Raw genomic sequence first — 25,207 nt, forward strand, 5'->3', positions numbered from 1 at the left:
GGGTCGGACATCAGACTTTTCAAAGGCGCATATCGCAGCTAAAGATCCTATTATCCCTGATTCTGGAGCGAAATTTCCTATGCATGTGCCCAAGGATAGCCATCTTGACCTGCATGACCGGAAGATCCTGGAAATCGTCTCCGAGGACGGGCGCATTCCGGTAACGGAATTGGCAAGCCGCATCGGCCTCTCCAAGACTCCTTGCGCAGCCCGCCTGAAACGCCTGATCGAAGAGGGCTACATCCTCGGTTTCCGAGCAATGCTCGATCCGCACAAGCTGGGGCTGGAGCATGTGGCATTTGCGGAAGTGACCCTTTCCGACACCCGGGAAAAAGCGCTGGCGGAATTCAACCAGGCCGTCCGCAAGATCAGGGAGGTCGAGGAGTGCCACATGATCGCGGGCCGCTTCGACTATCTCCTGAAGGTTCGCACGCCGAACATCCGCCGCTACCGGGAGATCCTTGGCGAAAGGATCTCAAGCCTGCCCCATGTAGCGAGCACCTCCACCTCCGTGGCCATGCAGTCGGTGAAGGAACGCTAAAGCCTTAGAGGCTGCGGATGAAGAGCAGGGGATCGCCGCCGAAAAGCCAGGCATGCCCTCCGGCCAGAAGCCAACCGACCAGGACAACGGAAGCGGCAAGGGCCAGAAGCATCGGCATGTCGAAACGCAGCCGTGCCCGCTTCTGCAGGATCCCCGCAAAGGGAACAATGGACGTGTCCGCTGCCATCTCAGCGAAGACATGACCATGCTTCTTGCGGCTGCGTTTCTCCATCATTGCCATGCTGCCGGCACTGAACACGGCAAAACCACCGAAAAGGAGCAGCGAGCGTAGATCGCCGTTCGGGGGAATGTGGCCGAGAGCCCAGAAGACGAAGCCCCACAGCACCGGATGGCGGGTCACCGCCACGATCGCGCCCGGCTCGCCGCCTCCCCGCCGCGCAGTGGTCGAGAACGGGTTGCGGCTGAGGAGCCCGGCCAGCACGAAGAAGAGCCCAAGCGGCGCCGCGGCGAAAGTGACATGCCCCTGCCAGGCAGCAGGCGCCCACAATTCGATATGGTCGACATTGAGGGCGGCATAGAAGAGCCAGGCCAGCGCCAGAAGCGAAACTGCGGAGTAGAGGGCGATGTAGGTGCCGTGCCCGAGGCGCGAAACCAGCGTTCCCCGGATCCGCGGAACCGCGGGGATGGAATGCAGCGCGACGAAAACGGTGAACGCCGCGAGAAAATGCGTCATGACCGGCCCCTCATCTCCGGGAGGAGGTTATTGTTGCAGGAACAGCACCGCCGCGATCGCCACAGAAAATAGGACGGCGGCGAAGGAACTGTAGCCCTGCAGCACGCCCATTCTCTTGAGAGCGATCGCGAAGGCGACGATGATCGGGGTGGCGAGCGCAAGGCCGACTTGGGCATCAGTCATCTTGGAATATCCTTTTTGCGCGCATTCTAGGGAGCGAACCCGCCCCGTCTTTGCGATTTGACAAAGAACAAGCCGCCACCGGAAGCCATTTTCGCTGCAACCGAAACTGGAGATGACAAATGGCGGACGTCCCGGCTTCCCATGTAGAGCCCGTCGACGAGGGAGGAGACCTGCTCCTCTGGATCCTGGTGTGGAGCGAGTTGATCACCTTCGGCATCCTGTTTGCCGGCTTCCTCGTCGTCTCGGTCTTTCAGCCGGCCGAATTTGCCGCCGCGAAACTCCAGCTCTCGACCCGCATCGCCGGCTTTAACACCATCGTCCTCCTGGCGAGCAGCTGGACGGCGGCGCTGGCGGTGCATGCCGTTTCGAACCGCCGCCTGCAGCAGGCCTATCTGGCGGCGACGGCGGCGCTCGGATTCGGCTTCGTTGCGGTGAAGCTGGCGGAATATGCCGCCGAACTCCCGTCGGCCAGCGATCCCGCCTTCGGTTCCTTCTTCGAGCTCTATTTCCTCATCACCGGTTTCCATCTGGCGCATGTGGCCTTCCTGGGACTGATCCTGCTCCTCATCGCCTGGAAGCCTCGGCAGTCGAACGTCGTGATGGCGACCACCATCTGGCATGTCGTCGACCTCATCTGGCTGGTGATGTTCCCTCTTCTCTATCTCGGATGAATGTCATGACCGCAAAGCAGTCCGCCCGCCTGTTCGCCAGCGCCAACTGGGTCATCATGCTGGCGGTGTTTGGCGCCCTCGTCGCCGCCCAATGGAAGCATGAGGCGATCCCTCTGGCGATCCTCGGCGCCCTTCTGGTCCTGACGGTGATCAAGGCACGACTGATCATCCTCGATTTCATGGGACTGCGCGATGCTCGTCCCGCCATGGCGGTGGCGCTCTGGACCTGGCCCGCGCTCTTCTCCCTCGCCGCGCTCGGCCGCGCCCTCGGCTCAATCTGGCTGGGCTGAATCTTCTCGAAGCAGCAGGCGCCTTCGTCGGCTCTCGTCCAGGGAGCCGGCGCTTCGCCATGCTCCGCTCACGCCTCCCGGAGCAACCGCTCCTGTATTTGCCAAAAAGCAAAGAAGCACATCCGGAAAAACCGCACACACAGGATGGCCCACCGAGTCCGATCTGACATCGCGTCGGTGGCCGCGACGCAACATGCTCGTCTGGGATCAGCCGGACGAGCGTTAGGAAAGGGACCTCGGAATGTCAGAACGCCTGACAAAGACCGGAGCGCGCAACGTCTTCTATGGCGGTTCCGCGTTCTTCTTCGCGATATTCCTCGGGCTGACGGCGCACAGCCATTACTACATGCGCACCACCTCCACCGACGAATCGACGCTGACGGACGCCGTCGCGCGCGGCAAGCACGTCTGGGAAAAGAACTCCTGTATCAACTGCCACTCACTTCTCGGCGAGGGCGCCTATTTCGCTCCGGAACTGGGCAATGTCTGGGTGCGCTACGGCGGTCGTGATGATCCCGAGATGGCACGCGAAACGCTGAAGGGATGGATGGCCTCCATGCCGACCGGCATCGAGGGCCGCCGGCAGATGCCGCAGTTCAACCTCACCGACCAGGAACTCGACGATCTGGCGGCCTTCCTGGAATGGACGAGCCGGATCAAGACGCAGAACTGGCCGCCGAACGACGCCGGCTGACCTGAGGGAAAGGAAAGACCACCATGAAATATCAAACCCAAAAGGTCGCGATGCTGTATTTCTACGGCGCGCTCGGCCTCTTCGTCGCCCAGGTCCTGTTCGGCGTCCTCGCCGGCACGATCTACGTCCTGCCCAACACGCTCTCAGAGCTCCTGCCGTTCAACATCGTGCGGATGATCCACACCAACGCGCTGATCGTCTGGCTGCTGATCGGCTTCATGGGCTCCACCTACTATCTCCTGCCGGAAGAGGCGGAAACGGAACTGTATAGCCCCAAGCTCGCCATCGCGCAGTTCTGGATCTTCCTTGTAGCCGCAGCGGTTGCCGTCGTCGGCTACATGTTCAAGATCCACGAGGGCCGCGAATTCCTGGAACAGCCCTTCATCATCAAGGTGGGCATCGTCGTCGTCTGCCTGATGTTCCTGTTCAACATCACCATGACGGTCTTGAAGGGCCGCAAGACGGTCGTCACCAACATCCTGATCTTCGGGCTGTGGGGCGTGGCGATCTTCTTCCTCTTCGCCTTCTACAACCCGGCCAACCTGGCACTCGACAAGATGTACTGGTGGTACGTCGTGCACCTGTGGGTGGAAGGCGTCTGGGAGCTCATCATGGCTTCGATCCTCGCCTACCTGATGATCAAGCTGAACGGTATCGATCGCGAGGTCGTCGAGAAGTGGCTCTACGTCATCGTCGGCCTGGCGCTCTTCTCCGGCATCCTCGGCACCGGCCACCACTTCTACTGGATCGGCGCCCCGGGCTACTGGCAGTGGATCGGCTCGCTCTTCTCCACGCTTGAAGTGGCACCCTTCTTCACCATGGTGATCTTCACCTTCGTGATGACCTGGAAGGCCGGCCGCAAGCATCCGAACCGCGCGGCGCTTCTGTGGTCGATCGGCTGCTCGGTGATGGCCTTCTTCGGCGCCGGCGTCTGGGGCTTCCTGCATACGCTGTCTTCGGTGAACTTCTACACCCACGGCACGCAGGTCACCGCCGCCCACGGCCACCTCGCCTTCTTCGGCGCCTATGTCATGCTGAATCTCGCCGTCATGGCCTATGCCGTGCCGGAAATCCGTGGTCGCGCACCCTATAACCAGATGCTGTCCATGGTCAGCTTCTGGATCATGTGCACGGCCATGTCGGTGATGACCTTCGCACTGACCTTCGCAGGCGTGCTGCAGGTCCACCTCCAGCGCGTGCTGGGCGAAAGCTACATGGACGTCCAGGAACAGCTCGCGATGTTCTACTGGATCCGCCTGGGCTCCGGTGTCTTCGTGCTGATCTCCGCCCTGATGTTCCTCTGGGCCTTGTTCGTGCCGGGTCGCCAGCGGCTTCCCTCCGCCTCGGCGGCGGTTCCGGCCGAATAAGCGGTGCGGCCCCGTCACGACCGGGGCCGCACCCACCTCCTCCGTTGAAAGGATCCGACAATGACCTTGCATCTTTCCGCCAAGGCGCCCAGCGAGGCGCAGGTGCCTCACTACATCCCGGCGGGCAACGAATGCGAACTGTTCGAGCTTGCCTGGAAGCGCAAGCTGCCGCTTCTCCTGAAGGGGCCAACCGGCTGCGGCAAGACGCGCTTCGTCAGCCACATGGCCGCTCGACTTGGGCTGCCCCTCTCCACCGTTTCCTGCCATGACGATCTCGCCGCCGCGGACTTGACCGGCCGCTACCTCCTGAAGGGCGGCGACACGGTCTGGGTGGATGGTCCGCTTACCCGCGCCGTCCGTAACGGTGGCATCTGCTATCTCGACGAGGTCGTGGAAGCCCGCAAGGACGTGGCCGTCGTGCTGCATCCGCTGACCGACGACCGCCGCATCCTGCCGCTGGAACGGACCGGCGAAACGCTCGAGGCTCCGCCGGAATTCATGCTCGTCGTCTCTTACAACCCCGGCTACCAGAACATCCTGAAGGCACTGAAGCCCTCGACCAAGCAGCGCTTCGTGGCGATCGAATTCGACTTTCTGCCGAAAGAGCAGGAGATCGCTATCGTCTCGGCCGAAAGCGGCCTCGAGGAACGCCATGTCGCTCCGTTGGTCAATCTCGCCCACCGGCTGCGCGCCATGAAGGGACACGACCTTGAGGAGGGTGTTTCGACCCGCCTCCTCGTCTACTGCGCATCCCTGATCGAAAGCGGCCTGAAGCCGTCCGAGGCGGTTTCGGCCGCCCTCATCGAGCCCCTGACGGACGACGCGGATGTGCGGCTGGCGCTGCGCGAAGTGGCGGCCGCGATCATCCCGTGAGGCTATCATGTTCGAGTTCCTGGAACTGGAAGAAACGGTCGGCAAGGCGTGGCACCGCCTTGTCGGGCAGACCCGAAGCATGCCGCGCTATCCGGAATATGCCGTCACCCTCGACGAGGTCTCCCCCGTGCTCGCCTCCTGCTTTCGCGGCTTCGGCGGCGAGAGCACATGCCAGCTGGTGCCTGCCGCGCAGAAGACGTCCGGTCACCGGCTGAAGCTGCGCCAGTTGGTGGGCCTTGGCGAGGAGCGGGTGGCGCGGATAGGCCGTGACTTCGCCCGCGTCATGCTGCCGACGGAGATCGACCTCTTCCCGGACCGGGCGCTCAACCGCAGCCTCTATATCTGGCTTACCGCCTATCTGGCGCTCGCGCCGTCGCGTGCGATCCAGGCTGATGATCCGCTCGCCCTCGACCTCGCCCGGATCGAGCGGGCGGAGGAGACGGTGCGCGACGTGCTGAAGGCTTTCCCTGGCCTTCGGGCGAGCTATCGCCGGCTCTGCGGGGCGATCGTAAGCGAGCGGAAACGGGGCAAGCTGCCGCCGGTGGAGCAACTGGTGGAAAACAGGATCCTCAGCATCCTGCGCCATGCGGCGGAACTGCACGATCCACTTCCTGCCTCGATCTTCCCGCGAAAGTCGCCTCCAGGCTATCAATCGATGATGGACGTGGCCCTCTGGCCCGAATTCTTCCACACGAACGAGACTGCGCCTAACGACGGGCACATGGACAGTCCACTCGGGGATGCAAGCACGCCGGGAGGCGGCAAGCGTTTCGTGGCCGAGCGGGAGGCGGTGGACGACAAGCGCCAGGAGCGCAGTCCCTTCATTCTGAACCGCTTCGAAAAGATCCTGGCAATGGCCGAGATGGTCAATGTCGATCGCCCCACCGACGACAAGGATGACGAGGACGGCAAGGCGGCTGACGATCTCGATGACATGGTTCTCGGGCGCCGTCGCGAACGCCCGTCCTCGCGCTTCCGCTTCGACCTCGACCTGCCGCCGGAAATGCTGGACATGAGCCGCATCGAAGCGGAGCTGAGCTATCCGGAATGGGATTACCGCAAGTCGACCTATCTCAAGGGCTACTGCCGGGTGCTTGCCGCGCCGGCCTCCGAAAGGGGTGACGCGTTGGAGACGAATGACGAGACGCGCCGCCTGGTAAAGAAGGTACGCCGCAAGTTCGAGGTCCTGCGGCCGCGCCACGAGGTGCTGAAGGCGCAGCTGGACGGCGCCGACCTCGACATGGATGCCGTCGTACGCTCCCGCACCGATCTCATCGCAGGCGGCCAGGGCAGCGACCGCATCCACCTGATGAGCCGGCCGCAGATACCTGACCTCGCCGTCACCATTCTTGTCGATGTTTCGCTGTCCACCGATGCCTGGATCGACAACCGCCGTGTTCTCGACGTGGAAAAGGAAGCGCTGCTGGTCCTGGCGCAGGGTCTGTCCGCCTGCGGCACCGACCATTCGATCCTGACCTTTACCTCGCGTCGTCGTTCCTGGGTGCGTGTCGAGACCGTCAAGGCATTCGACGAGACGATGACCACCGCGGTCGAGAATCGGATCGGCGCGTTGAAGCCGGGCTACTACACCCGTCTCGGCGCCGCTCTGCGCCATGCCACAGCGGAACTGCAGAAGCGTCCGAACCGGACAAAGCTGCTGCTGGTGCTGACAGATGGAAAGCCGAACGACATCGACCACTATGAGGGCCGCTTCGCGCTGGAAGACAGCCGGCGCGCAGTCCAGGAGGCTCGGCGCGACGGCACCAAGGTCTTCGCGGTGACCGTGGACCGGGATGCCCAATCCTATCTGCCGATCATGTTCGGCCGTAACGGCTTTGCACTGGTCGGCGACATCTCGAAGCTGCCGGCGGCGCTGCCGGCCATCTATCGCGGCCTGACGACGTAGGGGAAGGGGCGTCGGCCGCACGAAAGAGCCCGGCGGGACATCCCCCAGCCGGGCTCTTTCTGTTCGGGATCGATCTTCGGGATCAGGCGGCCTTGCTGTAGGTCCGCTCGGAGGCGCCGAGATAGGCGTCGAATGCCGCCGCGACGGCACGGATGACGAACCGATGTCTGTCGTCCACCTCGACCGTGCCGGCACCCCGGCGGATCAGTCCGTCGCTTTCCAGCGCGTCAAGCGCCTTGTTATCCTTCAGCAGGAGGTCCGCGTCGAAACCACGAGCGGCGCAGATTGCAGCCACGTCGACCGAGAAGTCGCACATCAGCCTCTCGATAACTTCAGCCCGGAGCCGGTCTTCCGACGTCAGCGCGTAGGTCTTGGCCGTGGGCAATTCGCCGGAGGAGACGCGGTTGGCGTAAAGGCCGGGCGGCACTTCGTTCTGATGGTATCCTTGGCCAAGCCTGCCGATCGCCGAAGCACCTAGGCCGACGAGCGTGTCACAGGTATCGGTGGTATATCCCTGGAAGTTCCGGTGCAGACGCCCTTCGCGTTGTGCAACGGCCAGCTCGTCATCAGGCAAGGCGAAGTGGTCCAGGCCGATCTGTCGATAACCGGCCGCCACGAGCCTCTCCGCGATCGCCTCCGCCTGTGCGTGGCGTCCCTGGGCATCCGGAAGCGCCGCTTCGTCGATCAGTCGCTGGTGCTTCTTAAAGGTAGGGATATGGGCGTAGCCGAAAACCGCGAAACGATCCGGACGCATCTGCACGGCAGTGTCGACCGTTTCAACGCAGGATTCGACCGTCTGGTAGGGAAGCCCATAGATCAGGTCAAAATTGATGGCGTGGATGCCATTCGCGCGAAGGCCATCCACGGCTTTTAACGTCGTCTCCGCGGTCTGGATTCGGTTGATCGCCTTCTGCACCTTCGGATCGAAGCTCTGCACGCCAAGGCTTGCGCGCGTGACGCCGGAACGTCCAAGTGCTTCCATCATCTCCGCCTGCAGCCGGCGGGGATCGATCTCGACGGCCGTGTTGACCTTAGCAGCGAAGCCCAACTTCGTCCGCAATGCCTGCATCAGCGCTACGAATTCCTCGGGCTGTACGATCGTCGGAGTACCTCCACCGAAGTGGATCTCCCCGACATTCAGGCTGTCGTTCCGTTGGGCAGCGATCAGCTCGATCTCGCGGTGCAGGACGTCGAGATAGTCGAGGATCGGCTTGTCCTTCTCGGTGATCGTGGTGTGACATCCGCAATACCAGCACATGGACCGGCAGAAAGGGATATGGAGGTAGAGCGAAGTCGCCTGGTTCGCCGGGATCGACTTCAGCCAGCTTGCATAGGTGCCCGGGACGACATCGGCGGTGAAATTAGGAGCCGTGGGATAGCTGGTATAGCGCGGCAACCGCGCCTCTCCGTATTTTTCCACGATGGACTGCGACATGGACTTGTTCCTTCTAGCACTTCCATCGATCAACTAGCCGCGATTGCCGGCTCGGTCTTTGCGCAATGTCAACTGATCGGCCCACCTGTGGGATTGTTTGTCGCACCACAAATTGGAGCTCGATCCTCTGGGATAGGTTGATGATCGGGATGAGTTCGGCCTTCTCCCCCAAGTGATCAACAAGGCCTTCGGAAAGAATATATGTCGAATAACGCTGAGATTCCGCTGATCGATGTCAGGGTCATACCGCCTGCAGAGCGTCACCCCCGCATTTTCGGCGTGCTCACCTCGCTCCAGCCGGGGAACTCGATGCACGTTGCAAGCGACCATGATCCGCGTCCCCTGCACTATCAGCTCGAAAGCCGCTATCCGGAGCAGTTTGACTGGAGCTACCTGGAGCAGGGCCCCGAAACCTGGCGAGTCCAGATCACCCGCGCCAAGGGTTCGGGCTGCGACTGCTGCTGCGGTCACTGACGGAGTGACCGATGCAAGGCGCCTCGATTTCCCGCTGGACGATGTCGTATTTCGCGGCAGCGCTCGTCTTCCTCCTCGCAGGACAAGCGCTTCTCGCCGTCGGATTTGGCTATCCGGTGAAGCCGGTCGAGGCGCCTGAAACCCTGGTCATCGTCCATCTCCTGGCGGTCGGCTGGCTTGGGCTGCTGTTCTGCGGAGCCCTGCTCCAGTTTGTTCCGGTGCTGGTATCGAAGCCGCTCCATGCGCCCCACCTCGCGCTTCATGCGCTGGTGTTGCTGATCGGCGGCCTTTTGCTGCTCTGCTGCGGCTTCATTCACCTGGCTGGCTATGTGGAGGGCGGCCTTGTTCTTCTGCCGATCGGCGGCTTGCTTCTGGCCACCGGCTTCACGCTCATCGCCGTCATGATCGGAGGCACGGTGCTGCAGGCGCGGCCGGTCGCGCTGTCGGCACGCTTCGTGGGCCTCGGCCTCATCTCTCTGCTTGCCACCGCGGGCCTTGGCCTTGCGTTTGCGCTCGAACTGTCCGGCCTCACCGACACCGGCTGGCTCCACGCCCTTATTCCGGGCGGGCTCTCGCTGCATGCCTATTTCGGCCTGATCGGCTGGATGAGCGCCAGTGCCTTTGGCGTCAGCTATCGTCTGATGACGATGTTCCTGCTGTCACCGGAAGCAGAGCGTACCACCAGCCGTACAGCCCTCGCCCTCCTCGCCGCAGGCATTGCTGCGGCAGCAGCCATCCTGCTCTCCCTCGCCCTGGGCAGGGAAACTTCAGTCGCAGTCCACCTCCCGCTCGGCCTTGCCGCGGCGGCCGCGCTGCTGTTCGGTTACGACGTCCTGACCATCTATAGAACCCGCAAGCGCAAGTCGCTCGAACTCAACACGATCATGAGCGCCGGGGCGGTCGCGGCACTGATGCTCTCCGTCCTGCTTTATCTCACCCTCGTGCTGACAGGCAGGCTGCAGGACGATATCGGCACCCTGGTCTACCTCGTCGGCTTCGGCTGGCTTTCCCTGCTCGGCCTGGGGCAGCTCTACAAGATCGTCGCCTTCATGACCTGGCTGGAATATTATGGACCGGTATTGGGACGCAGGCCGGTTCCGCGAGTACAGGATCTTGTCAATGAACGACGCGCCTCGGGATGGTTCTATCTGTATGCGGCAATGGTAGCCGTCGCGGTGGCATTTCTCCTTGCCGGCATTGCATTCCCCGTCCAGGTGGCTGCTCTCGGACAGGCGATCGCAGCTGCCGGCTTGATGGTCGAGCTCGCCCGCACGCGCCATCTTTGCTATGTTTCAACCGAGCCGGCCGATTCCAAGGTCCGTCGGCATCCGCCGCTCTTCCTGCCAAACCCCGTCGAACGGAGCTGATCATGGCCATCGAATACAAGACACTGGACGTCCGGCCGATTCTCCTGTCCGGAGGCGAGCCCTTCCCGGCGATCATGGGCGCCGTCGACGATCTCATGCCCGGTCAGGGTCTGAAGCTCCTCGCTCCCTTCCGTCCCCAGCCGCTGTTCTCCGTCATGGAACGCCGCGGCTTCGACTATGAACTGGAGGAGATGGGGGGCGGCGACTTCGAGGTGCGCTTCCTGCCGAAGCAGCCACAAGCAACCGTCGATGCCTCGGTCAACGCCAATGCCCCCGACCTCTGGCCGGAGCCGTCGGTGGATCTGGACCTGTCCGAACTCGATCCGCCGGAGCCGATGGTGAGGCTTCTGGCCGAGGCCGAACGCTTGGAACCCGGCGAGGTCATATTCGCGGTGCTGTCCCGCGAACCCCTCTTTCTCTTTCCAGAGCTGACACGACGCGGGCACCAATGGGTCGGTAACTTCGACACGACCGGCAGCTTCTACCGGATCATGATACGCGTCGGTGCGACGGAAGAGAGCAGTCATGGACGATGAACCCACCGAACTCGTCCAGCGGATTCGCGACGCGCTGGCCGATGTGATCGATCCGGAACTGGGTCGCGACGTGGTGGGGCTCGGCCTGATCTATGCGATCGAGGCGGACGAAGAAGATACGGTACGCATCACCATGACAACCACGACGGCAGGCTGTCCGGCCGTCGGCTTTCTCGTCGACGCGGTCCGCTTTGCCGCCACCGAGGTACAAGGAGTGCGGTCGGTCGAGGTCCGGCTGACCTACGAACCGCGTTGGCGGCCGGAAATGATGACGGCCTGAACACGATCTCCCATACCGCCTTCCACGTGAGAATGGCAGGCCGCCTTGCGGCGGCCGCCGGATCAGATGAGCTTTCTCCGGACCTTGGCAAGCATCGGTCCGTATTCGATCAGGAACAGGCCGAAGGCGGACAACCAGGCCGCACCGGACACCGTGTAGAACAGTTGCGCGTAGTCCGGCAGGATGTCGGCCAGAGGCCTCACCACGGCCGCCAGAATGATTGCGCCATAGATGACGGAGGTCGTTCTCGATGCTGTAAGGACGCGGCCGGTGTGACCGCGGGTCGCGCGTGTCATCACGGCCAGCATCATCGAAGCTACTGTTCCAACAGTCACAAGATGCAGCGCCGCCATTGGCGATAAGGCGTTCAGCGCACTCAGTCCTATCCCCAGGAAACCCAACGGCACGAACAGGTAGGCCATGTGAAGGACGGTCACCAGGTGCTCCTGCAATGTGGTCCATCCCCGCCAGCGCGCGAGGCGCACCGAATGCAGGAGGAAAGCGGTCCCCGTGACGAGGGCAACCACTGCTCCCTCGCCGATGAGCACCCAGGCCGCCAGAGCTGCGATGCCGGAGAGGATCGCAATGCTGTCGAAGGTGCTGTAGGGCGCCGGAAAATCGGTTCGGCCGCTCTTGTTGATCCAGTTGCGGGTAAAGCTCGGAATGATCCGCCCGCCGATGATCATCACCAGGACGACATAAGCGGAGACCGCGAGCTTGATGGCGAGGTCCGGATGGAGATCCTGCAGCACCTGGACATGGAAGAGGATATTGCCGGCCGTCAGCGCAAGCAGGCCCCCGATGACCTTCAGGTCCTTCCATTTGCGCCCGGCAACAACTTCCCGCACGCAGATCAGCAGCAGGACAGGAAGAAACAGGCTATCGACGGCAGCCATCGCAGACGCGCCGACAACGCCCGGCGCCAGGAATATCACTCTTCCGGCGACCCAGACCCCGAAGAGCCAGAAGAGCGGCCAGCCTGAAACCGGTAGCCTTCCGGTCCAGTTCGGGACGGCCGTCAACAGGAAGCCGGCAAGCACCGCCGATGAGTAGCCGAAGAGCATCTCGTGTGCATGCCAGTGCGCGGGACCGTAATCTTCTGCCACGGTGGCGAGCCCGGCGAGGCTGGAGATCCACAGGATCATCGTAATGACGGCCCAGAAAGCCGCGCCCAGGAAGAAGGGCCGGAAGCCATAGGAAAAAAGCACCGGCGCGGTTGGCGACAATCCCCGCGGAATTCCGCCCTTCCGGGGTTGATCGACGGAACCTAAGGTCATGATTTTGCTCCTTCTGTATTTTGACCTTTGTCTATTCCGCAGGTGCTCGGGGGTCTTTGCGAATGCGCAAGGAAAATCGCTGGCAATATTTGTCCCGGGTCAAAGATGCTTTTGCGAAGCACTATTAACTTCCAGCACAGAGAGACGGAGATGGCTCCGCCACTCGGTCTAGGAGAAAGACGATGACACAGTTTAATTTGACCAGACGTTCGATGTTGGCCGGTGCTGCCATTGCCGGCGCCATCGGTCCGCTCGTCCAGGCTTCTTTTGCCAAGGCGAACGAAGAAGTTGCCCCCGTAACCAACCCGACTGATCTTTCGACGCTGAAGCGCGTCAAGGTCGATCTCGTCAAGCCGCCCTTCGTTCATGCCCACACGCAGAAGGCCGACGGCCCGCCGAAGATCGTCGAGTTCACGATGACCATCCAGGAAAAGAAGATGGTCATCGACGACAAGGGAACCGAGATCAACGCGATGACCTTTGACGGGTCGGTACCCGGACCGATGATGGTCGTCCACCAGAACGACTATGTCGAGCTGACGCTGATCAACCCCGATACCAACGAACTGCAGCACAACATCGACTTCCACTCGGCGACGGGTGCGCTGGGCGGCGGCGCCCTGACCATCGTCAATCCCGGCGAAAAGGCCGTATTGCGCTTCAAGGCCACCAAGGCAGGCGTCTTCGTCTACCATTGCGCACCTCCCGGCATGGTTCCGTGGCATGTGACCTCGGGCATGAACGGTGCGATCATGGTCCTTCCGCGCGAAGGCCTGACCGACGGCCAGGGCAAAGAACTTGTCTACGACAAGGTCTACTACGTCGGGGAACAGGACTTTTATGTACCCCGCGATGAAGCCGGCAACTTCAAGAAGTACGAAAGCGTCGGCGAATCTTACGCCGACACCCTGGAGGTCATGCGGACACTCACTCCGACGCACATCGTGTTCAACGGTGCAGTCGGTGCCTTGACGGGCGAGAATGCAATGACCGCCGCCGTCGGCGAGAAGGTGCTGATCGTCCATTCGCAGGCGAACCGCGACACCCGTCCGCACCTGATCGGCGGCCACGGCGACTATGTCTGGGCAACCGGCAAGTTCAACAACATTCCCGACCGTGACCAGGAAACCTGGTTCATACCGGGCGGTACCGCTGGCGCAGCCTTCTACACCTTCGAGCAGCCCGGCATCTACGCCTACGTGAACCACAACCTGATCGAAGCCTTCGAACTGGGTGCAGCAGCTCACTTCAAGGTCACGGGGGACTGGAACGACGACCTCATGACCGCCATCGTCTCGCCGACTGGCAGCTGAGCCTGAAGCGCGAGGCGCGGGCTTCGGCCCGCGCCTCCACTCTCCATGACATGCTGACGGGCAGGTGCCCGGGTTTCGCCCAAGGAGGCGATCATGTCCGCCGTAGAAAACAAGCCGGCTTTCCCGTTTCTTCAGACTGCCCTTCCCATAGCTTTGATCGCCACGCTCGCCGTCGGGGTTGCCCATCAGGTCGGTTTCCTCGCTGCAACGCCCCCCACTGCCGCTCTTTACGAGCCCCAGACCATCGTCGTTGCTCCTCGTACCTTCCAATACCGGGCGGATGGCGAATTCATCCGCGGTGTTCATCCCGTCGACGCACCCATGTCCACGGTCCGGCGAACCGACCCCCTGACCATGATGAAATACCAGGTGACGGTCTCGGAATACGATGCTTGCGTCATGGAAGGCGCCTGCGCTCCCTCGGCCGGACCGGCCGCACCCGACGCTACCCTTCCCGTGACGGGGGTCAACTATGACGATGCGCTCGCATATGCCCGCTGGCTTTCGCAGAAAACCGGGGAATACTGGACTCTCCCCTCGGACCAGGATCTCGCCTTTGCCGCCGGCAAGCGCTTCCCTGACGATGCCTCGGGTCTCGATCCGGACAACAAGAACCCCGCGCTGAAGTGGATCGCCGACTACGAACGGGAGGCGGCATCGCGCTCCAAGCGCGATCCTTCTCCCCGGCCCATCGGCAGCTTCGGAGAGAACGAATACGGCCTCTCCGACTTCGGAGGCAATGTCTGGGAATGGACCACCACGTGCCACCGGCGGGTTCACCTCTATGCCAACGGCTCGCAGGAGGGGGTTGAGACCATCTGCGGCGTCAATGTCACTGTCGGGCCGCACCGTTCGCCGATAAGCACGTTCATGCGCGAGCCCCGGGGCGGCGGCTGCTCGGTCGGAACACCCCCGGACAACCTCGGCTTCCGGCTCGTAAAATCGACCAAATGGTATGCGCCGCTCCTGCAGGCTCTTCGCCAGAGGGGGATCATCACGTAACCTGATGCCGCAGGTGCGGCTGGGCTCTTCCGACGGCGGCAGTGATCATGTATCCTCCCGCGCGATATCGGAGAGTGACAGAGTGAAGATCGACAAGAGCCTGGTCCGGGCGTTTCCGCTGTTCGAAAAGATGAGCGACGAAAGCCTGGAGAAGCTGCTGGCGCATTCCACCTCGCGGCGCATCCCCCCGGGCGAAGCGGTATTCGAGCAGGGAGCGCCGGCGACGCATTTCTTCCTGCTTCTCCATGGACGTCTCAAGGTCACGCAGGTGACGGCGAGCGGGCAGCAGATCATCGTCCGCGTCGTTCATCCGGGTGACCTCTTCGGCTTCGCAAAGGCGCTGCAGCGTTCCGACTATCCGGGCACGGCGATCGCGGCTTCCGATAGCGTGGCGCTCAGTTGGCCCACGCATCTGTGGCCCGAGTTCATCGATCACCATCCGAAGCTTGCCGTATCGGCGATGCACACGATCGGCCAGCGGCTCGAGGAGGCGCATACCCGCATCCGCGAGATGTCGACGGAGGAGGTAGAAAGGCGCGTGGCGCATGCCGTGCTACGCCTGACGAAGCAGGCCGGCAAGGCGGAGGGATCCGGCATCCGGATCGATTTCCCGATTTCCCGCCAGGATATTGCCGAGATGACCGGCACCACCCTCCACACCGTGTCCCGCATCCTGAGTGCCTGGGAGAACAAGGGCCTCGTGGAAGGCGGACGGCAGAAACTTCTCGTCTGCGACATCAAAGGGTTGTCCGATCTCGCCGAGAGCTCCAAGGAATAGCGGAACTTGCAGGCATGGCCCGGACGTTTCCGTCCCTGTCGCGTCGCGTCCCGCCCCTACCAGCCAAGCGCGCTGGCCGATAAGAGTCTGTTCAGCGGGAGCGGTAGAGTTTCTCGACCCAGACTGGAGAGATCGAGAGAAGCACCCCTACTGTCGCATGGCTCACGTCATGCGACGTGGAAATACGCGCTGCAGGGAATCTCCGAGCTGCGTTCGCTACCTCACGGCTTTTCAGCACGCCAGTGTCGGGGCCGAGACGGCGGGTTCGCAGCAGGATCGATAAGTTCCGCGGCGCGGGAGAACGCGGGATGAACACCGGACGAGGCCGAAAGCATCGACCGAGGATACGCGTAACCGCCTCCGTCCGAAGATCGCGCGATGATGCAGCCACCCCCGTTCGCCTGATCTGGTCACTCACGCAAGGCCATTGCGGATCGGTCTCCGAACCGGGCACCTCCACCGCGTTTTGGAGCCGTGGAACTGAAATTGAGCGGCCTGTCGGGCCGGAATATGCAGAAGGGCGCCACAGCGCCCTTCTGCTATCTATCGACATGAGGACACAGGTCCTCAGCGATGGGTATCTTACTCCGCCGAGTCCGCCGGCTCTGCGTTGAGCAGGCCGTAACGCTCCTCGCCGATCTTGGCGAGCAGGTCGAGCTGGGTCTCGAGGAAATCGATATGTCCTTCCTCGTCGGCCAGAAGCTCCTCAAAAAGCTTCATGGAGACATAGTCTCCGGCGGCGTGACAGATATCGCGCGATGCCTTGTAGGCGGTACGGGCGTCGTACTCGCCGGCGAGGTCCGCTTCCAGGACTTCCTTGACGTTCTGGCCGATGCGCAACGGCGCGACCGTTTGGAGATTGGGATGGCCTTCAAGGAAGATGATCCGATCGATCAGCCGGTCGGCGTGATGCATCTCCTCGATGGATTCCTCACGCTCCTTCTTCGCCAGCTTAGCATAGCCCCAATCCGATAGCAGACGGTAGTGAAGCCAATATTGGTTGACGGCGCCGAGTTCGAGGAACAGAGCCTCGTTAAGCCGCTCGATGACGCTGCTGTCGCCTTTCAATGTCCGCTCTCCTGTTTTCTTCGTGGAATTGTCTCAGGCGGGACATATAATCAATAACTTCGGCCGACGTCGAGTGCCGCTCAGCGTGATATTCCTCGGTAGTCTTGATGATGATGTCGACGACATTGGGGAAGCAGCCGCAGCAGCGGCCGCGCTTGCCCATGGCATGATAGACCTTGGCAGGAACGATGAGCTGCCAGCAATCCTGATCGAGGAGCTCGACGATGACCTCGCGGATTTCCTTGTCGGTAATGTAATTGCAACTGCAGACCAGCATTTTCGGTCAACCCGTCAAACATGACCAATGTAATCCGCTTTTTGCGAAAGAGGACAGCTTCTGTCAAGTTGAATCCGAAAACAATTAGCATTTGCTTGTGCTCCATCGCCGGCTCTGCGCGCAGATGTCGCACTACGCCAAGACCTCTGATGGCTGCTCGCTTCCACGGACCCGGTCAATGGAAGTTCCGTCCTTTCGGCATGACGTCCTGCGGATGCGGCTCAGGGGATATTTTCCGCATGCGGTAGCTGCCACAGCCGGAACCCAACGTTTCATCGGACCGGGGAGCGCCGAAGCGACGCGCCTCCTTCTGGAGAAGGCCGAGCATATGGGTAATATCCTCGATGTCCTCGACGACCGTGTGGATGACACCGTTCACGCTCTGCAGCCGGCCGCGAATCTTCACCATCCGGGCTCCCATGACGATCGCCCGGTACCGCTCGAACACCTTTGGCCAGACAATGGCGTTGGCAATGCCGGTCTCGTCTTCCAGCGTCATGAAGATGACGCCTTGTGCCGATCCGGGGCGCTGGCGCACCAGCACCAGACCGGCGATCGTCACCCTTCGACCGTTGCGGACGTGCAGAAGATCGACGCTGCGGGTCACCCCCATCCCGATGAAGTCCTCGCGCAGGAAGGCCGCCGGATGCGCCTTTAGTGACAGCGACAGATAACGGTAATCCTCGATGACCTGTTCTCCTGGCAACATCTCCGGCAGATTTGCCACCGGTTCCACCTGCAGTTCTCCCTGCTTCACCTGGTCGAAGAGCGGCAGCTCGTCGGCAACCTTGCCGGCATCGAGACCGCGTATCTGCCAGAGCGCCTCCCGTCGCGAAAGCCCCAGGGAGCCGAAGGCATCCGCATCCGCCAGCCGTTCGAGGTCCGTCTTGTCGAGCCCGGAACGCAGCCACAGATCGCGGATGGAGACGTAGCCGCCGCCACGGTTTTCGATCAGGCGCTCACGGATGCTGCGCTCGGACAATCCCTTGATCTGGCGAAAGCCGACCCGCACAGCCTTTCGGCTCAGGATCACGTCCATCATCTGTCTGTGCCGCGGATCGATCCGGTCGCGCCGGAAATCTGCATCCTCCAGGCCGCTGTCCCAATCCGACAAATTGACATCGACCGGCCTCACCTCGACGCCATGCTCCCGTGCATCGCGCACAAGCTGGGCGGGAGCATAGAAACCCATCGGCTGGGAATTCAGCAGCGCCGTGCAGAAGACATCCGGATAATAGGTCTTGAGCCAGGACGAAGCAAAGACCAGGAGCGCAAAGGATGCGGCATGGCTTTCCGGAAAGCCGTATTCTGCAAAACCTTCGATCTGGCTGAAGCAGCGTTCGGCAAATTCCCGCGAATAGCCGCGCATCAGCATGCCGTTGACCATGTCGGCTTTGAATTCTTCAACGCGCCCGGAACGCTTGAAGGTCGCCATGGATCGCCGGAGCATATCTGCTTTGGCCGGCGTAAAGCCTGCGGCAGTAATCGCAATCTGCATCGCCTGTTCTTGGAAAAGAGGGATGCCCAGCGTGCGCCTAAGAACTTCTTCCAGTTCTGGGCTAGGATAAGTGATTTCTTTTCCTCGCCCCACCTCTTCTCGCCGCTTCAGATAGGGGTGTACCATGTTGCCCTGGATCGGTCCGGGCCGCACGATCGCAACTTCAATGACGAGATCGTAAAATACGCGTGGTCTGAGCCGCGGCAGCATGCTCATCTGCGCCCGGCTTTCGATCTGGAAGACGCCGATCGTATCTGCCCTGCAGATCATGTCGTAGACGTTCGGATCCTTGTTCTTCCTCATCAGGCTGGGAAGGCTCTCCTCCAATTTGTAATGCTGTTGCAGGAGGGAAAACGCCCTTTTCAGGCAACTCAACATGCCCAGCGCCAGAATATCGATCTTGAGCAGCTTCAGCGTGTCGAGGTCGTCCTTGTCCCATTCGATCATGTAGCGGCCCGGCATGGCCGTCTTCATGATCGGAACCACTTCATCAAGCCGATCACGGGTAATCAGGAAGCCGCCCACGTGCTGCGTCAGGTGGCGGGGAAAGCCCACCAGTTCCTTGGCGTGGGCGATGACCTTGCGGGTTGTTGGATTGGCGAGATCAAGGCCTGCCACCTTCGCTTCCCGTTCCGTAATGCCCTCCTCCGACCATCCCCAGACAGTGCTTGAAAGTGCCGCCTGCACGTCCTCCGACAGCCCGAATGCCTTGGCGACCTCACGGCCGGCCATCCGGGTCCGATAGCTCGTGACCGCCGCCGTCAGCCCCGCATGGCGAAAACCATAATGCCCGTAGATGTACTGGATGATCTCCTCGCGCCGCTCGTGTTCGAAATCGACGTCGATATCCGGCGGCTCATTGCGTTCGGTTGAAATGAACCGTGCAAAAAGGAGACTCGAGTCCCGAGGATCCACATCGGTGATGCCGAGGCAATAACAGACGGTTGAATTGGCGGCCGATCCCCGTCCCTGGCAGAGGATGTTCAACACATGACGAGCGTGCCAGACGATGTGACGGACCGTTAGGAAGTAAGGCTCGTATCCCATCTGCCTGATGAGAGTGAGTTCCTCGCTTATCTGCGCGGCGACTTTCGTCGGCACTTCACCCTCGAAGCGCTCCCTGGCTCCCTCCCATGTCAGCCTTTCCAAGGTCTCCGGCATGGTTTCGCCTGGAATGCTCTCATCCGGATAATTATGTTTCAGCTCATCCAGCGAGAATTGAAGTTGGCTGAAGAATTTTTTCGTATTGGCAACGGCTTCCGGATAATCAGCGAACAGGCGCGTCATCTCCTGACCCGTCTTCAGGTGACGCTCGCCATTGGGCGCTAGCCGGAAGCCGGCCAGGGCGACCGGCACATGTTCGCGGATGGCCGTGACCACATCCGACAGAGAACGCCGCTCCGGTAGGTGATAGAGCGGCTGGTTGCTCGCCAAGAGCGGCACCCCATGGCTGGCTGCAATGGCGGCAAACGTCGAAAGGACAAACTTGTCCCGACCGTCATAGCTGGGCGAGAGGGCCAGGTAGACCACCCCCCCCAGCCTCTCCCTGAGCAGACCGATAACCTTCCCGAGCTTCTGGAGATATACCTCGTCATCGGCGCATGCGGGATCGGGAAGGACGGCCAGCATCATCTCCCCGCCCCATTCCAGAAGATCCCATTCCTCCAGGATACAGCTTCCCTTGTCCGCCCGCAGGTTTCCCCGACTGAGGAGGCGGCAGAGATTTGCCCATCCTTTCCTGTTCTTCGGATAGGCGAGGACTTCAGGTGTACCGTCGGAAAAGACGAGGCGTGCCCCGGGCTGCATGCGGCACGGATTGGGAACGCCCTGTTCCTCCGGATGACCTTCCTGCCTGCGCCGATATCTTTCCCGCAATTCGCCGACATGCGCATGGGCGCGAACTACGCCCGCCACGGAATTGCGGTCGGCGATGCCGAGGCCCGACAAGCCGAGAAGGGATGCCGCCAGCACCATTTCCTCGGGTTTCGACGCGCCTTCCAGGAAGGAGAAATTGGTGCGGGCACCAATCTCGAAAAAAGCACTTCCGGACATCATGCAAAGATCCCGTGCATGTGCCATGTCGGCCGATGATCCATCCGGTAGCGCCCCTGCCGATAAACCCAGAAGCGATGGCCGGAAGCGACTTCCAGCCGAAAATAATCGCGCTCCTCGGCCACGTCATCCAGCCACCATTCCGGCGAGACCCGCTCCGGTCCTTCGGCACGGGCAACGTCGTGGAGCACGCGGCGCCACCGGAAGCGGCTGGGTGGACCGTCCGGAACGATTGCCGCGAACGCTTCCATGGGTTCAGGCCGTGGAAGCAGCCGCAAGGGTCGTTCCGCCCGCGTCATGGTCACGGGAGCTTCATCATTCCCGGCATCGGAAATATGCGAAAGGGCAGGCACCTGGACCACCGCCCGCTCAGGCACATGGCTTTCGCGGAACCGGAAGCTTTGCACCATTCCCTCACCCAGCCGCGCCGAAACCCGGTCGATCAGGTCTGGAAGCGATGCTTCATCTTCCTGCTTGCTTGCAATGCTGCCCTGAAGCACCTCGAAAGGATCATGGTGGAGAACGTTGAGCCGCAGCAGTTCGAACCCGAAGCCGGCATCCAGCTCGTCATGAACGGCCTTCAACCGCTCGGTGAAAAGTCCGGCGATCTTCCGGGCATCCCTCAGAGGACGGGACGCCCCGGCCGCAATCCTGAAAACACGACCGTCGACCCGAAACAGCACCAGTTCGAAAAACCGACCTCCCGCGCCGCGGCTCTCCAGGCCGAAGCAGAGCGACCGGGCAATGCGGGCGGTAAGCTCCAGGATATCCTCTTCCGCCTGGACGGCCTCCGCGAGCCTTCGCTCGACCGATAGAACACCCACCGGGCGACGGGGCGAAATCGGCTCCTCCTGATGTCCGAGGGCCTGGTCGAGCCGAAGAAGGATATGGCTTCCGAACCTTTGCGCCAGGGGCGCCCGCGGCAGCGAGAACAGGTCTCTTACCCGCTTCAATCCGAGTTTGTTCAATGCTGCGGCCGCTTCCGCGCCGATCCGCAGGCAGGCCACCGGCATGTCTTCGAGCGTCTCTTTTGCCGCACCTTCCGCGATCACCCCACCCGTTCCGAAGCGGCAAGCCGCCCAGGAAAGGCCGGGGGATCCGGAGATTGCTCCCTGTACCTTGAAGCCCATCCGGAACAGACGCAGCAGAATGTCGTCGAGAAGCGCCTGTTCTCCGCCGAACAGGTGCGTGCAGCCGGTGATGTCGAGGAACAGGCCGTCGCCGCCATCGAGCGCCACCAGCGGCGTATACCGATCACACCAGTCCGCGATCCCTTCCAGAAGCGCTTTGTCGGCGACCGGATTCTCTTCGACAACATCGATCGCCGGATGCATGGCGCGCGCTTCGGCAAGAGCCTGTCCCTGCCTCAGCCCCAGCCCCACGGCCACTTCATCCACTGCCGTCAGACGGGTACCGTTGTCACGCCGTCCAGAACAGAGCAGGGGCGGATGGTCAGGACGCCCGATCGAACGCCAGGAGGCGCCCCACAGCCGGCGTGCGATCCGGTCCGTCGACAGATACGGGAAAACGAGTGCCAGGATGCGTTGCCGCGTGTGTGGAAAGGCGAGACGGTTCTGATCGCCGGGCATGGGAAAATTGACGGTCATGGGAATTCCACTCCAGAAGAAGGGAGAGGGGAGCCGGGTTGCGGCTCTTCTCGAGGATCAGACGAAAGACGGGAAAGCCGATGCTGCCGCCAAGCATGGCTCCAGTGTGAAGGACCCGCTCCGAAGCGGGCGCCGATGCGGCGTGAAAGCGAAAGAGAGCGCTGCTCGCCTCCTCCTCTCCCGCATGCCGCAGCAGCAAGATCGGTCGCCTCGCTGCCTTTGCCCTCAGGCTGAGCCGCCGGCTCTCCGACAAGCCGAAGGACGAGGGATTGCCTCTGATTTCAAGAATGGTTGCGGCCAGAGCGCCGCTTGCCGCAGCCGTCTCCGCAAGCCACAACGCATCCTCCAGCGTCCTGGGCGCCGCGTGGAGAAAGTGCTCCACCTGCACCCCATATTGCGCCAGGCCGACCGGATAGGGCAGCCCCGCCTCACCGTTTGAAACCCTGTCGCTGATCCAGAGCAGAGCAGAGGCTCCGGTCTGCTTCTGGATAAGGGCCGCCAGAGCCAGGACCAAACCGCTACCCGCACCGGCATCTCGCATCATGGAGGTGCGGACCTCCGTCATCCCATCGAGCGGAAGCCCTCCCTCCAGGGCCGCATCCACGTCTGCAATTCCAAGTGAAACCCTTCGGGACGTGAGGACGGCAGGATTTTTTCCCCTTTCCCGCTGCTCCTCCGCAACCAGCATGGGCGTCTTTCCCTCCAGTCTGGCAATCGTCTCACGCAGGGCAAAAAGTCTCTCCTGCGCCGTGGCATGTCCAGCCATGGCGTCAGCTCCATCCATATGTTCACTTTATGTTCTAATGGATTCCAGAGGTCCTACGCAGAGTCAACAACCATTTTGGAGCAAAGGCCCGCTTCTCAAGGAGCCCTATGAATCCTCTCGAAAATTTTCTGGAATAGCTTATATGAGCGTCAACAAGGAGCATCTATGGCCCGTATTGACCAGACCGACGATTGGCGGGATCGCCACGCGCCGACCATCAGCGCCTTTGAATCGTTGGCCATCGAAGCCTATGGCAATCTGCCGGAAGAATTCCGGGCGCTGACCACGAACCTCATTATCGAGATCGAGGACTTTCCCGACGACGAAATCTTCGAGGACATGGCGCTGGAGACCCCTTTCGACCTGCTCGGCCTCTTCGAAGGGCGCGGCATTTCCGAGCGATTCACCATGGAAACCGGTGAGCTGCCGAACCGCATCCGGCTCTACCGCCGCCCGATCCTGGATTATTGGGCCGAAAACGAGGAAACGCTGGGCGACATCATCACCCATGTTCTGATCCACGAGATCGGCCATCACTTCGGCCTGAGCGACGACGACATGGAGCGGATCGAGGCAAGCGCCGAGGAAGCGACGGACCGCTGACCCGGCCGAAAGCCGCTATTGCTCGCCGAGCTTCATATCCGGGTGGTAGTCCTTGCCTTCCACGATCTTGGTTACTGCCTGCCCACAATACATCTTGTTCTCGGCAGCGTTGAAGCTGTGGCTTGGCGAGCCGTGAAGCTCCCATCCTTTGTTCAGCGCATCCGTGACCCGGTGGCAGAAGGAGGCATCGTCGGGCCCGGTGAGGAAACGATAGAGTCTCATGCTGTCCTCTTTCTTTCGGAGATCTGACGGGCCTTGGCCACCAGCCTTTCAGCCTGCTCCAGGTGAAGCCGCTCGACCATCTGCCCGTTCATGTTGATGACGTTGAGGTCCTGCGCCGCCGGATTTGCGAAAGCGGCGATGATCGCTTCCGCCTCCGCGACCCCCTCGGGCGACGGGCCGAAGCAGTCGTTGGCTACAGCGATCTGCGCCGAATGAATGAGCATCTTGCCGTCGAAGCCCATGGCACGGCCCTGCGCGCATTCGGCGACCAATCCGTTCGTATCGCGGAAATGGTTGAACACGCTGTCGATTACGTCGAGGCCATGGGCGCGTGCGGCCAGCACCACCTGCATCATCCAGGGCAGCAGATAGGTCCTTCCCGGTTCCGGCTGAACACCCGTTTCCTTGCGCAGGTCGTTGAGGCCGAGCACGAAACAGTCGAGCCTTCCGCCCGCTTCCCGCCCGGCCGCTGCAATCGCGGCGGCATTCAGGATTCCTCGCGGCGTTTCCATCATCGCCCAAAGCCGCAGGTCTCCTGAGGCGGTGGCGAGCAAGGACGCCACCTGCCGGATTTCCTGCGGCTCCTCCACCTTGGGAAGGAGCAACGCATCCGGCCGCAGATCCAGGATCAGCCCGATATCCGCCGCACGGAATTCCGAGGCCGCTGCATTGATGCGGATGACCGTCTCCCGCGCCGCAAGCGGCGTTTCTCGGAAGAAGCGGCGCAGATTGGCGCGCGCCTCCGCCTTCTTCTCGGGAAAGACCGAATCCTCAAGATCGAAAATTACCACGTCGCAATCCAGCGCATGAACCTTATCGAGCGCCCGCTGATTGATTGCAGGAACACTGAGGCAGGAACGACGAGGCGGAGAAAGGGACACAGGAACCGTCATCGCGGTTTTGTGACAAGCTTTTGTTCGCACCGCAATAGATCAGCCAGGGAAAAGGCCTTGCAAGCCTGTTGATCAGGAGCCACATTCATACGGAGAAAGGTTCGAGACCATGCAAAACATCCGTTCTTTCGTCCTGTTCACCACAGGTATCGCTCTGTTCACCCTGGCTGCCTTGCTGACCGCATCCCTCACGGTGGCATTCGCCGGCATCCTCGGTGTGCTCGCGGCCGGACGTCTTCTCTCCGCGCGGCTGAAGCCGGTACCGGTCAGAGCGAAGGCCCGGAAGGAAGACATGCGGGTATGGAACGACGGCCGCGGCACGATCATCGATCTCTAAGGCCGGCGGGAAGCCCCTATTACAGGCATGGAAGAACGGACCGCCCCCTCGGGAGATGACGGGCAACCCGTATAACCAGGGTCGCCACCCTAAGGGCTTATAGCAGCGTCATTCAAAACCTCTTCGGCCACGAATGCTCAGCGGCCTGCAAAAGAGGCTGCGGCGCATCCGTGACCGATAGTCTATCCGTTCATACCTACCTA

The 25,207-nt window shown here is 61.7% G+C and carries 27 protein-coding genes; 16 read left to right on the plus strand and 11 right to left on the minus strand.

The features are described 5' to 3' along the window. Positions 1 to 79 precede the first annotated feature (79 nt). A complete protein-coding gene (locus RTCK_RS15705) occupies positions 80 to 541 on the plus strand; it encodes an Lrp/AsnC family transcriptional regulator (protein ID WP_142522539.1) in 462 nt (153 codons plus the stop codon). A gap of 4 nt (positions 542 to 545) precedes the next feature. Here the strand turns inward: RTCK_RS15705 and RTCK_RS15710 are convergent, their stop codons facing one another. Further along, positions 546 to 1,235: an NnrU family protein gene (locus RTCK_RS15710; protein ID WP_142522538.1), complete on the minus strand. Its 690-nt coding sequence runs from the start codon at positions 1,233 to 1,235 to the stop codon at positions 546 to 548. A 27-nt stretch (positions 1,236 to 1,262) separates the two neighbouring features. Continuing rightward, positions 1,263 to 1,418 carry a hypothetical protein gene (locus RTCK_RS15715; protein WP_172972370.1) on the minus strand — a complete coding sequence of 52 codons (156 nt, stop codon included), beginning with the start codon at positions 1,416 to 1,418 and terminating at the stop codon, positions 1,263 to 1,265. Between the two features lie 119 nt (positions 1,419 to 1,537). Here RTCK_RS15715 and RTCK_RS15720 point away from each other — a divergent pair, with 119 nt between their 5' ends. The 6 genes from RTCK_RS15720 (at position 1,538) to RTCK_RS15745 (ending at position 7,219) form a co-directional block, all read left to right on the plus strand. Beyond that, complete coding sequence (locus RTCK_RS15720) at positions 1,538 to 2,089, plus strand: cytochrome c oxidase subunit 3 (protein WP_142593486.1); 552 nt, start codon at positions 1,538 to 1,540, stop codon at positions 2,087 to 2,089. A gap of 5 nt (positions 2,090 to 2,094) precedes the next feature. Then, the gene (locus RTCK_RS15725; RefSeq protein WP_142593487.1) at positions 2,095 to 2,379 is read left to right on the plus strand and encodes a cytochrome C oxidase subunit IV family protein; all 285 of its coding nucleotides are present in this window, start codon (positions 2,095 to 2,097) and stop codon (positions 2,377 to 2,379) included. 241 nt (positions 2,380 to 2,620) lie between these two features. Further along, positions 2,621 to 3,073, plus strand: coding sequence for a c-type cytochrome (locus RTCK_RS15730; protein ID WP_142593488.1), 453 nt, complete (start codon positions 2,621 to 2,623; stop codon positions 3,071 to 3,073). 23 nt (positions 3,074 to 3,096) lie between these two features. Further along, complete coding sequence (locus tag RTCK_RS15735) at positions 3,097 to 4,440, plus strand: nitric-oxide reductase large subunit (protein ID WP_142593489.1); 1,344 nt, start codon at positions 3,097 to 3,099, stop codon at positions 4,438 to 4,440. A gap of 60 nt (positions 4,441 to 4,500) precedes the next feature. Then, the gene (locus tag RTCK_RS15740; RefSeq protein ID WP_142522533.1) at positions 4,501 to 5,313 is read left to right on the plus strand and encodes a CbbQ/NirQ/NorQ/GpvN family protein; all 813 of its coding nucleotides are present in this window, start codon (positions 4,501 to 4,503) and stop codon (positions 5,311 to 5,313) included. A 7-nt stretch (positions 5,314 to 5,320) separates the two neighbouring features. Further along, positions 5,321 to 7,219 carry a nitric oxide reductase activation protein NorD gene (locus RTCK_RS15745; RefSeq protein ID WP_142593490.1) on the plus strand — a complete coding sequence of 633 codons (1,899 nt, stop codon included), beginning with the start codon at positions 5,321 to 5,323 and terminating at the stop codon, positions 7,217 to 7,219. 82 nt (positions 7,220 to 7,301) lie between these two features. On the opposite strand, the gene hemN is transcribed toward RTCK_RS15745, so the two are convergent. Then, entirely contained in the window at positions 7,302 to 8,654 is a 1,353-nt protein-coding gene (gene hemN, locus RTCK_RS15750) for an oxygen-independent coproporphyrinogen III oxidase (RefSeq protein ID WP_142593491.1), read from the minus strand. A 201-nt stretch (positions 8,655 to 8,855) separates the two neighbouring features. Between hemN and RTCK_RS15755 the strand changes: the two genes are divergently transcribed. Genes RTCK_RS15755 through RTCK_RS15770 form a run of 4 tightly spaced genes read left to right on the plus strand, consistent with a single transcriptional unit; the run spans position 8,856 to position 11,311 of the window. After that, the gene (locus RTCK_RS15755) at positions 8,856 to 9,128 is read left to right on the plus strand and encodes a DUF2249 domain-containing protein (protein WP_142522530.1); all 273 of its coding nucleotides are present in this window, start codon (positions 8,856 to 8,858) and stop codon (positions 9,126 to 9,128) included. 11 nt (positions 9,129 to 9,139) lie between these two features. Next, a complete protein-coding gene (locus tag RTCK_RS15760; protein ID WP_142593492.1) occupies positions 9,140 to 10,495 on the plus strand; it encodes a hypothetical protein in 1,356 nt (451 codons plus the stop codon). 2 nt (positions 10,496 to 10,497) lie between these two features. Beyond that, a complete protein-coding gene (locus RTCK_RS15765; RefSeq protein ID WP_142522529.1) occupies positions 10,498 to 11,031 on the plus strand; it encodes a DUF2249 domain-containing protein in 534 nt (177 codons plus the stop codon). Then, on the plus strand, positions 11,021 to 11,311 hold the full coding sequence (locus RTCK_RS15770) for a metal-sulfur cluster assembly factor (RefSeq protein ID WP_142522528.1): 291 nt from the start codon (positions 11,021 to 11,023) through the stop codon (positions 11,309 to 11,311). Before RTCK_RS15765 ends, RTCK_RS15770 begins: the two co-directional genes overlap by 11 nt. 62 nt (positions 11,312 to 11,373) lie before the next feature. On the opposite strand, the gene RTCK_RS15775 is transcribed toward RTCK_RS15770, so the two are convergent. Beyond that, on the minus strand, positions 11,374 to 12,588 hold the full coding sequence (locus RTCK_RS15775) for an NnrS family protein (RefSeq protein WP_142593493.1): 1,215 nt from the start codon (positions 12,586 to 12,588) through the stop codon (positions 11,374 to 11,376). 182 nt (positions 12,589 to 12,770) lie between these two features. Here RTCK_RS15775 and nirK point away from each other — a divergent pair, with 182 nt between their 5' ends. The 3 genes from nirK (at position 12,771) to RTCK_RS15790 (ending at position 15,681) form a co-directional block, all read left to right on the plus strand. After that, complete coding sequence (gene nirK / locus RTCK_RS15780; RefSeq protein WP_142522526.1) at positions 12,771 to 13,901, plus strand: copper-containing nitrite reductase; 1,131 nt, start codon at positions 12,771 to 12,773, stop codon at positions 13,899 to 13,901. A gap of 93 nt (positions 13,902 to 13,994) precedes the next feature. Beyond that, on the plus strand, positions 13,995 to 14,903 hold the full coding sequence (locus tag RTCK_RS15785) for an SUMF1/EgtB/PvdO family nonheme iron enzyme (protein WP_142593494.1): 909 nt from the start codon (positions 13,995 to 13,997) through the stop codon (positions 14,901 to 14,903). 82 nt (positions 14,904 to 14,985) lie between these two features. After that, positions 14,986 to 15,681: a Crp/Fnr family transcriptional regulator gene (locus RTCK_RS15790; RefSeq protein WP_142522524.1), complete on the plus strand. Its 696-nt coding sequence runs from the start codon at positions 14,986 to 14,988 to the stop codon at positions 15,679 to 15,681. 582 nt (positions 15,682 to 16,263) lie between these two features. On the opposite strand, the gene bfr is transcribed toward RTCK_RS15790, so the two are convergent. The 5 genes from bfr to RTCK_RS15815 all read right to left on the minus strand — a co-directional run bounded on the left by bfr (position 16,264) and on the right by RTCK_RS15815 (position 22,949). After that, entirely contained in the window at positions 16,264 to 16,749 is a 486-nt protein-coding gene (gene bfr, locus RTCK_RS15795; RefSeq protein WP_142522523.1) for a bacterioferritin, read from the minus strand. Further along, complete coding sequence (locus tag RTCK_RS15800; protein ID WP_142593495.1) at positions 16,715 to 17,026, minus strand: (2Fe-2S)-binding protein; 312 nt, start codon at positions 17,024 to 17,026, stop codon at positions 16,715 to 16,717. The genes bfr and RTCK_RS15800 overlap by 35 nt, the downstream gene beginning before the upstream one ends. Positions 17,027 to 17,201: 175 nt before the next feature. Further along, on the minus strand, positions 17,202 to 20,579 hold the full coding sequence (locus RTCK_RS15805) for an error-prone DNA polymerase (protein ID WP_142593496.1): 3,378 nt from the start codon (positions 20,577 to 20,579) through the stop codon (positions 17,202 to 17,204). Beyond that, positions 20,576 to 22,117 (minus strand): Y-family DNA polymerase, encoded by a 1,542-nt coding sequence (locus RTCK_RS15810; protein WP_328803992.1) that lies wholly within the window; start codon positions 22,115 to 22,117, stop codon positions 20,576 to 20,578. The genes RTCK_RS15805 and RTCK_RS15810 overlap by 4 nt, the downstream gene beginning before the upstream one ends. Continuing rightward, the gene (locus RTCK_RS15815) at positions 22,029 to 22,949 is read right to left on the minus strand and encodes an ImuA family protein (RefSeq protein ID WP_142593497.1); all 921 of its coding nucleotides are present in this window, start codon (positions 22,947 to 22,949) and stop codon (positions 22,029 to 22,031) included. The genes RTCK_RS15810 and RTCK_RS15815 overlap by 89 nt, the downstream gene beginning before the upstream one ends. A gap of 165 nt (positions 22,950 to 23,114) precedes the next feature. Between RTCK_RS15815 and RTCK_RS15820 the strand changes: the two genes are divergently transcribed. Further along, a complete protein-coding gene (locus tag RTCK_RS15820; protein WP_142522519.1) occupies positions 23,115 to 23,552 on the plus strand; it encodes a metallopeptidase family protein in 438 nt (145 codons plus the stop codon). Positions 23,553 to 23,567: 15 nt separating this feature from the next. Here the strand turns inward: RTCK_RS15820 and RTCK_RS15825 are convergent, their stop codons facing one another. Both RTCK_RS15825 and RTCK_RS15830 read right to left on the minus strand, forming a co-directional pair. Then, positions 23,568 to 23,774, minus strand: a complete 207-nt coding sequence (locus RTCK_RS15825) for a DUF1737 domain-containing protein (RefSeq protein ID WP_142522518.1) — start codon at positions 23,772 to 23,774, stop codon at positions 23,568 to 23,570. Beyond that, a complete protein-coding gene (locus tag RTCK_RS15830) occupies positions 23,771 to 24,667 on the minus strand; it encodes an HpcH/HpaI aldolase/citrate lyase family protein (protein ID WP_142593498.1) in 897 nt (298 codons plus the stop codon). Before RTCK_RS15830 ends, RTCK_RS15825 begins: the two co-directional genes overlap by 4 nt. 109 nt (positions 24,668 to 24,776) lie before the next feature. On the opposite strand from RTCK_RS15830, the gene RTCK_RS15835 reads away from it, so the two are divergent. Next, positions 24,777 to 25,004, plus strand: a complete 228-nt coding sequence (locus tag RTCK_RS15835; RefSeq protein WP_142522516.1) for a hypothetical protein — start codon at positions 24,777 to 24,779, stop codon at positions 25,002 to 25,004. The last annotated feature ends 203 nt before the right edge of the window (positions 25,005 to 25,207 follow it).

The sequence above is a fragment of the Pseudorhizobium endolithicum genome, assembly GCF_902153245.2.
In the GTDB taxonomy this organism is placed as follows: Bacteria; Pseudomonadota; Alphaproteobacteria; order Rhizobiales; family Rhizobiaceae; genus Neorhizobium; species Neorhizobium endolithicum.

Excerpts from the sequence above, each read along its gene's own strand:
- RTCK_RS15705 (WP_142522539.1), top strand. The coding sequence starts at position 80 with ATGCATGTGCCCAAGGATAGCCATCTTGACCTGCATGACCGGAAGATC.
- RTCK_RS15710 (WP_142522538.1), bottom strand. The coding sequence starts at position 1,235 with ATGACGCATTTTCTCGCGGCGTTCACCGTTTTCGTCGCGCTGCATTCC.
- RTCK_RS15715 (WP_172972370.1), bottom strand. The coding sequence starts at position 1,418 with ATGACTGATGCCCAAGTCGGCCTTGCGCTCGCCACCCCGATCATCGTC.
- RTCK_RS15720 (WP_142593486.1), top strand. The coding sequence starts at position 1,538 with ATGGCGGACGTCCCGGCTTCCCATGTAGAGCCCGTCGACGAGGGAGGA.
- RTCK_RS15725 (WP_142593487.1), top strand. The coding sequence starts at position 2,095 with ATGACCGCAAAGCAGTCCGCCCGCCTGTTCGCCAGCGCCAACTGGGTC.
- RTCK_RS15730 (WP_142593488.1), top strand. The coding sequence starts at position 2,621 with ATGTCAGAACGCCTGACAAAGACCGGAGCGCGCAACGTCTTCTATGGC.
- RTCK_RS15735 (WP_142593489.1), top strand. The coding sequence starts at position 3,097 with ATGAAATATCAAACCCAAAAGGTCGCGATGCTGTATTTCTACGGCGCG.
- RTCK_RS15740 (WP_142522533.1), top strand. The coding sequence starts at position 4,501 with ATGACCTTGCATCTTTCCGCCAAGGCGCCCAGCGAGGCGCAGGTGCCT.
- RTCK_RS15745 (WP_142593490.1), top strand. The coding sequence starts at position 5,321 with ATGTTCGAGTTCCTGGAACTGGAAGAAACGGTCGGCAAGGCGTGGCAC.
- hemN (WP_142593491.1), bottom strand. The coding sequence starts at position 8,654 with ATGTCGCAGTCCATCGTGGAAAAATACGGAGAGGCGCGGTTGCCGCGC.
- RTCK_RS15755 (WP_142522530.1), top strand. The coding sequence starts at position 8,856 with ATGTCGAATAACGCTGAGATTCCGCTGATCGATGTCAGGGTCATACCG.
- RTCK_RS15760 (WP_142593492.1), top strand. The coding sequence starts at position 9,140 with ATGCAAGGCGCCTCGATTTCCCGCTGGACGATGTCGTATTTCGCGGCA.
- RTCK_RS15765 (WP_142522529.1), top strand. The coding sequence starts at position 10,498 with ATGGCCATCGAATACAAGACACTGGACGTCCGGCCGATTCTCCTGTCC.
- RTCK_RS15770 (WP_142522528.1), top strand. The coding sequence starts at position 11,021 with ATGGACGATGAACCCACCGAACTCGTCCAGCGGATTCGCGACGCGCTG.
- RTCK_RS15775 (WP_142593493.1), bottom strand. The coding sequence starts at position 12,588 with ATGACCTTAGGTTCCGTCGATCAACCCCGGAAGGGCGGAATTCCGCGG.
- nirK (WP_142522526.1), top strand. The coding sequence starts at position 12,771 with ATGACACAGTTTAATTTGACCAGACGTTCGATGTTGGCCGGTGCTGCC.
- RTCK_RS15785 (WP_142593494.1), top strand. The coding sequence starts at position 13,995 with ATGTCCGCCGTAGAAAACAAGCCGGCTTTCCCGTTTCTTCAGACTGCC.
- RTCK_RS15800 (WP_142593495.1), bottom strand. The coding sequence starts at position 17,026 with ATGCTGGTCTGCAGTTGCAATTACATTACCGACAAGGAAATCCGCGAG.
- RTCK_RS15805 (WP_142593496.1), bottom strand. The coding sequence starts at position 20,579 with ATGATGTCCGGAAGTGCTTTTTTCGAGATTGGTGCCCGCACCAATTTC.
- RTCK_RS15815 (WP_142593497.1), bottom strand. The coding sequence starts at position 22,949 with ATGGCTGGACATGCCACGGCGCAGGAGAGACTTTTTGCCCTGCGTGAG.
- RTCK_RS15820 (WP_142522519.1), top strand. The coding sequence starts at position 23,115 with ATGGCCCGTATTGACCAGACCGACGATTGGCGGGATCGCCACGCGCCG.
- RTCK_RS15825 (WP_142522518.1), bottom strand. The coding sequence starts at position 23,774 with ATGAGACTCTATCGTTTCCTCACCGGGCCCGACGATGCCTCCTTCTGC.
- RTCK_RS15830 (WP_142593498.1), bottom strand. The coding sequence starts at position 24,667 with ATGACGGTTCCTGTGTCCCTTTCTCCGCCTCGTCGTTCCTGCCTCAGT.
- RTCK_RS15835 (WP_142522516.1), top strand. The coding sequence starts at position 24,777 with ATGCAAAACATCCGTTCTTTCGTCCTGTTCACCACAGGTATCGCTCTG.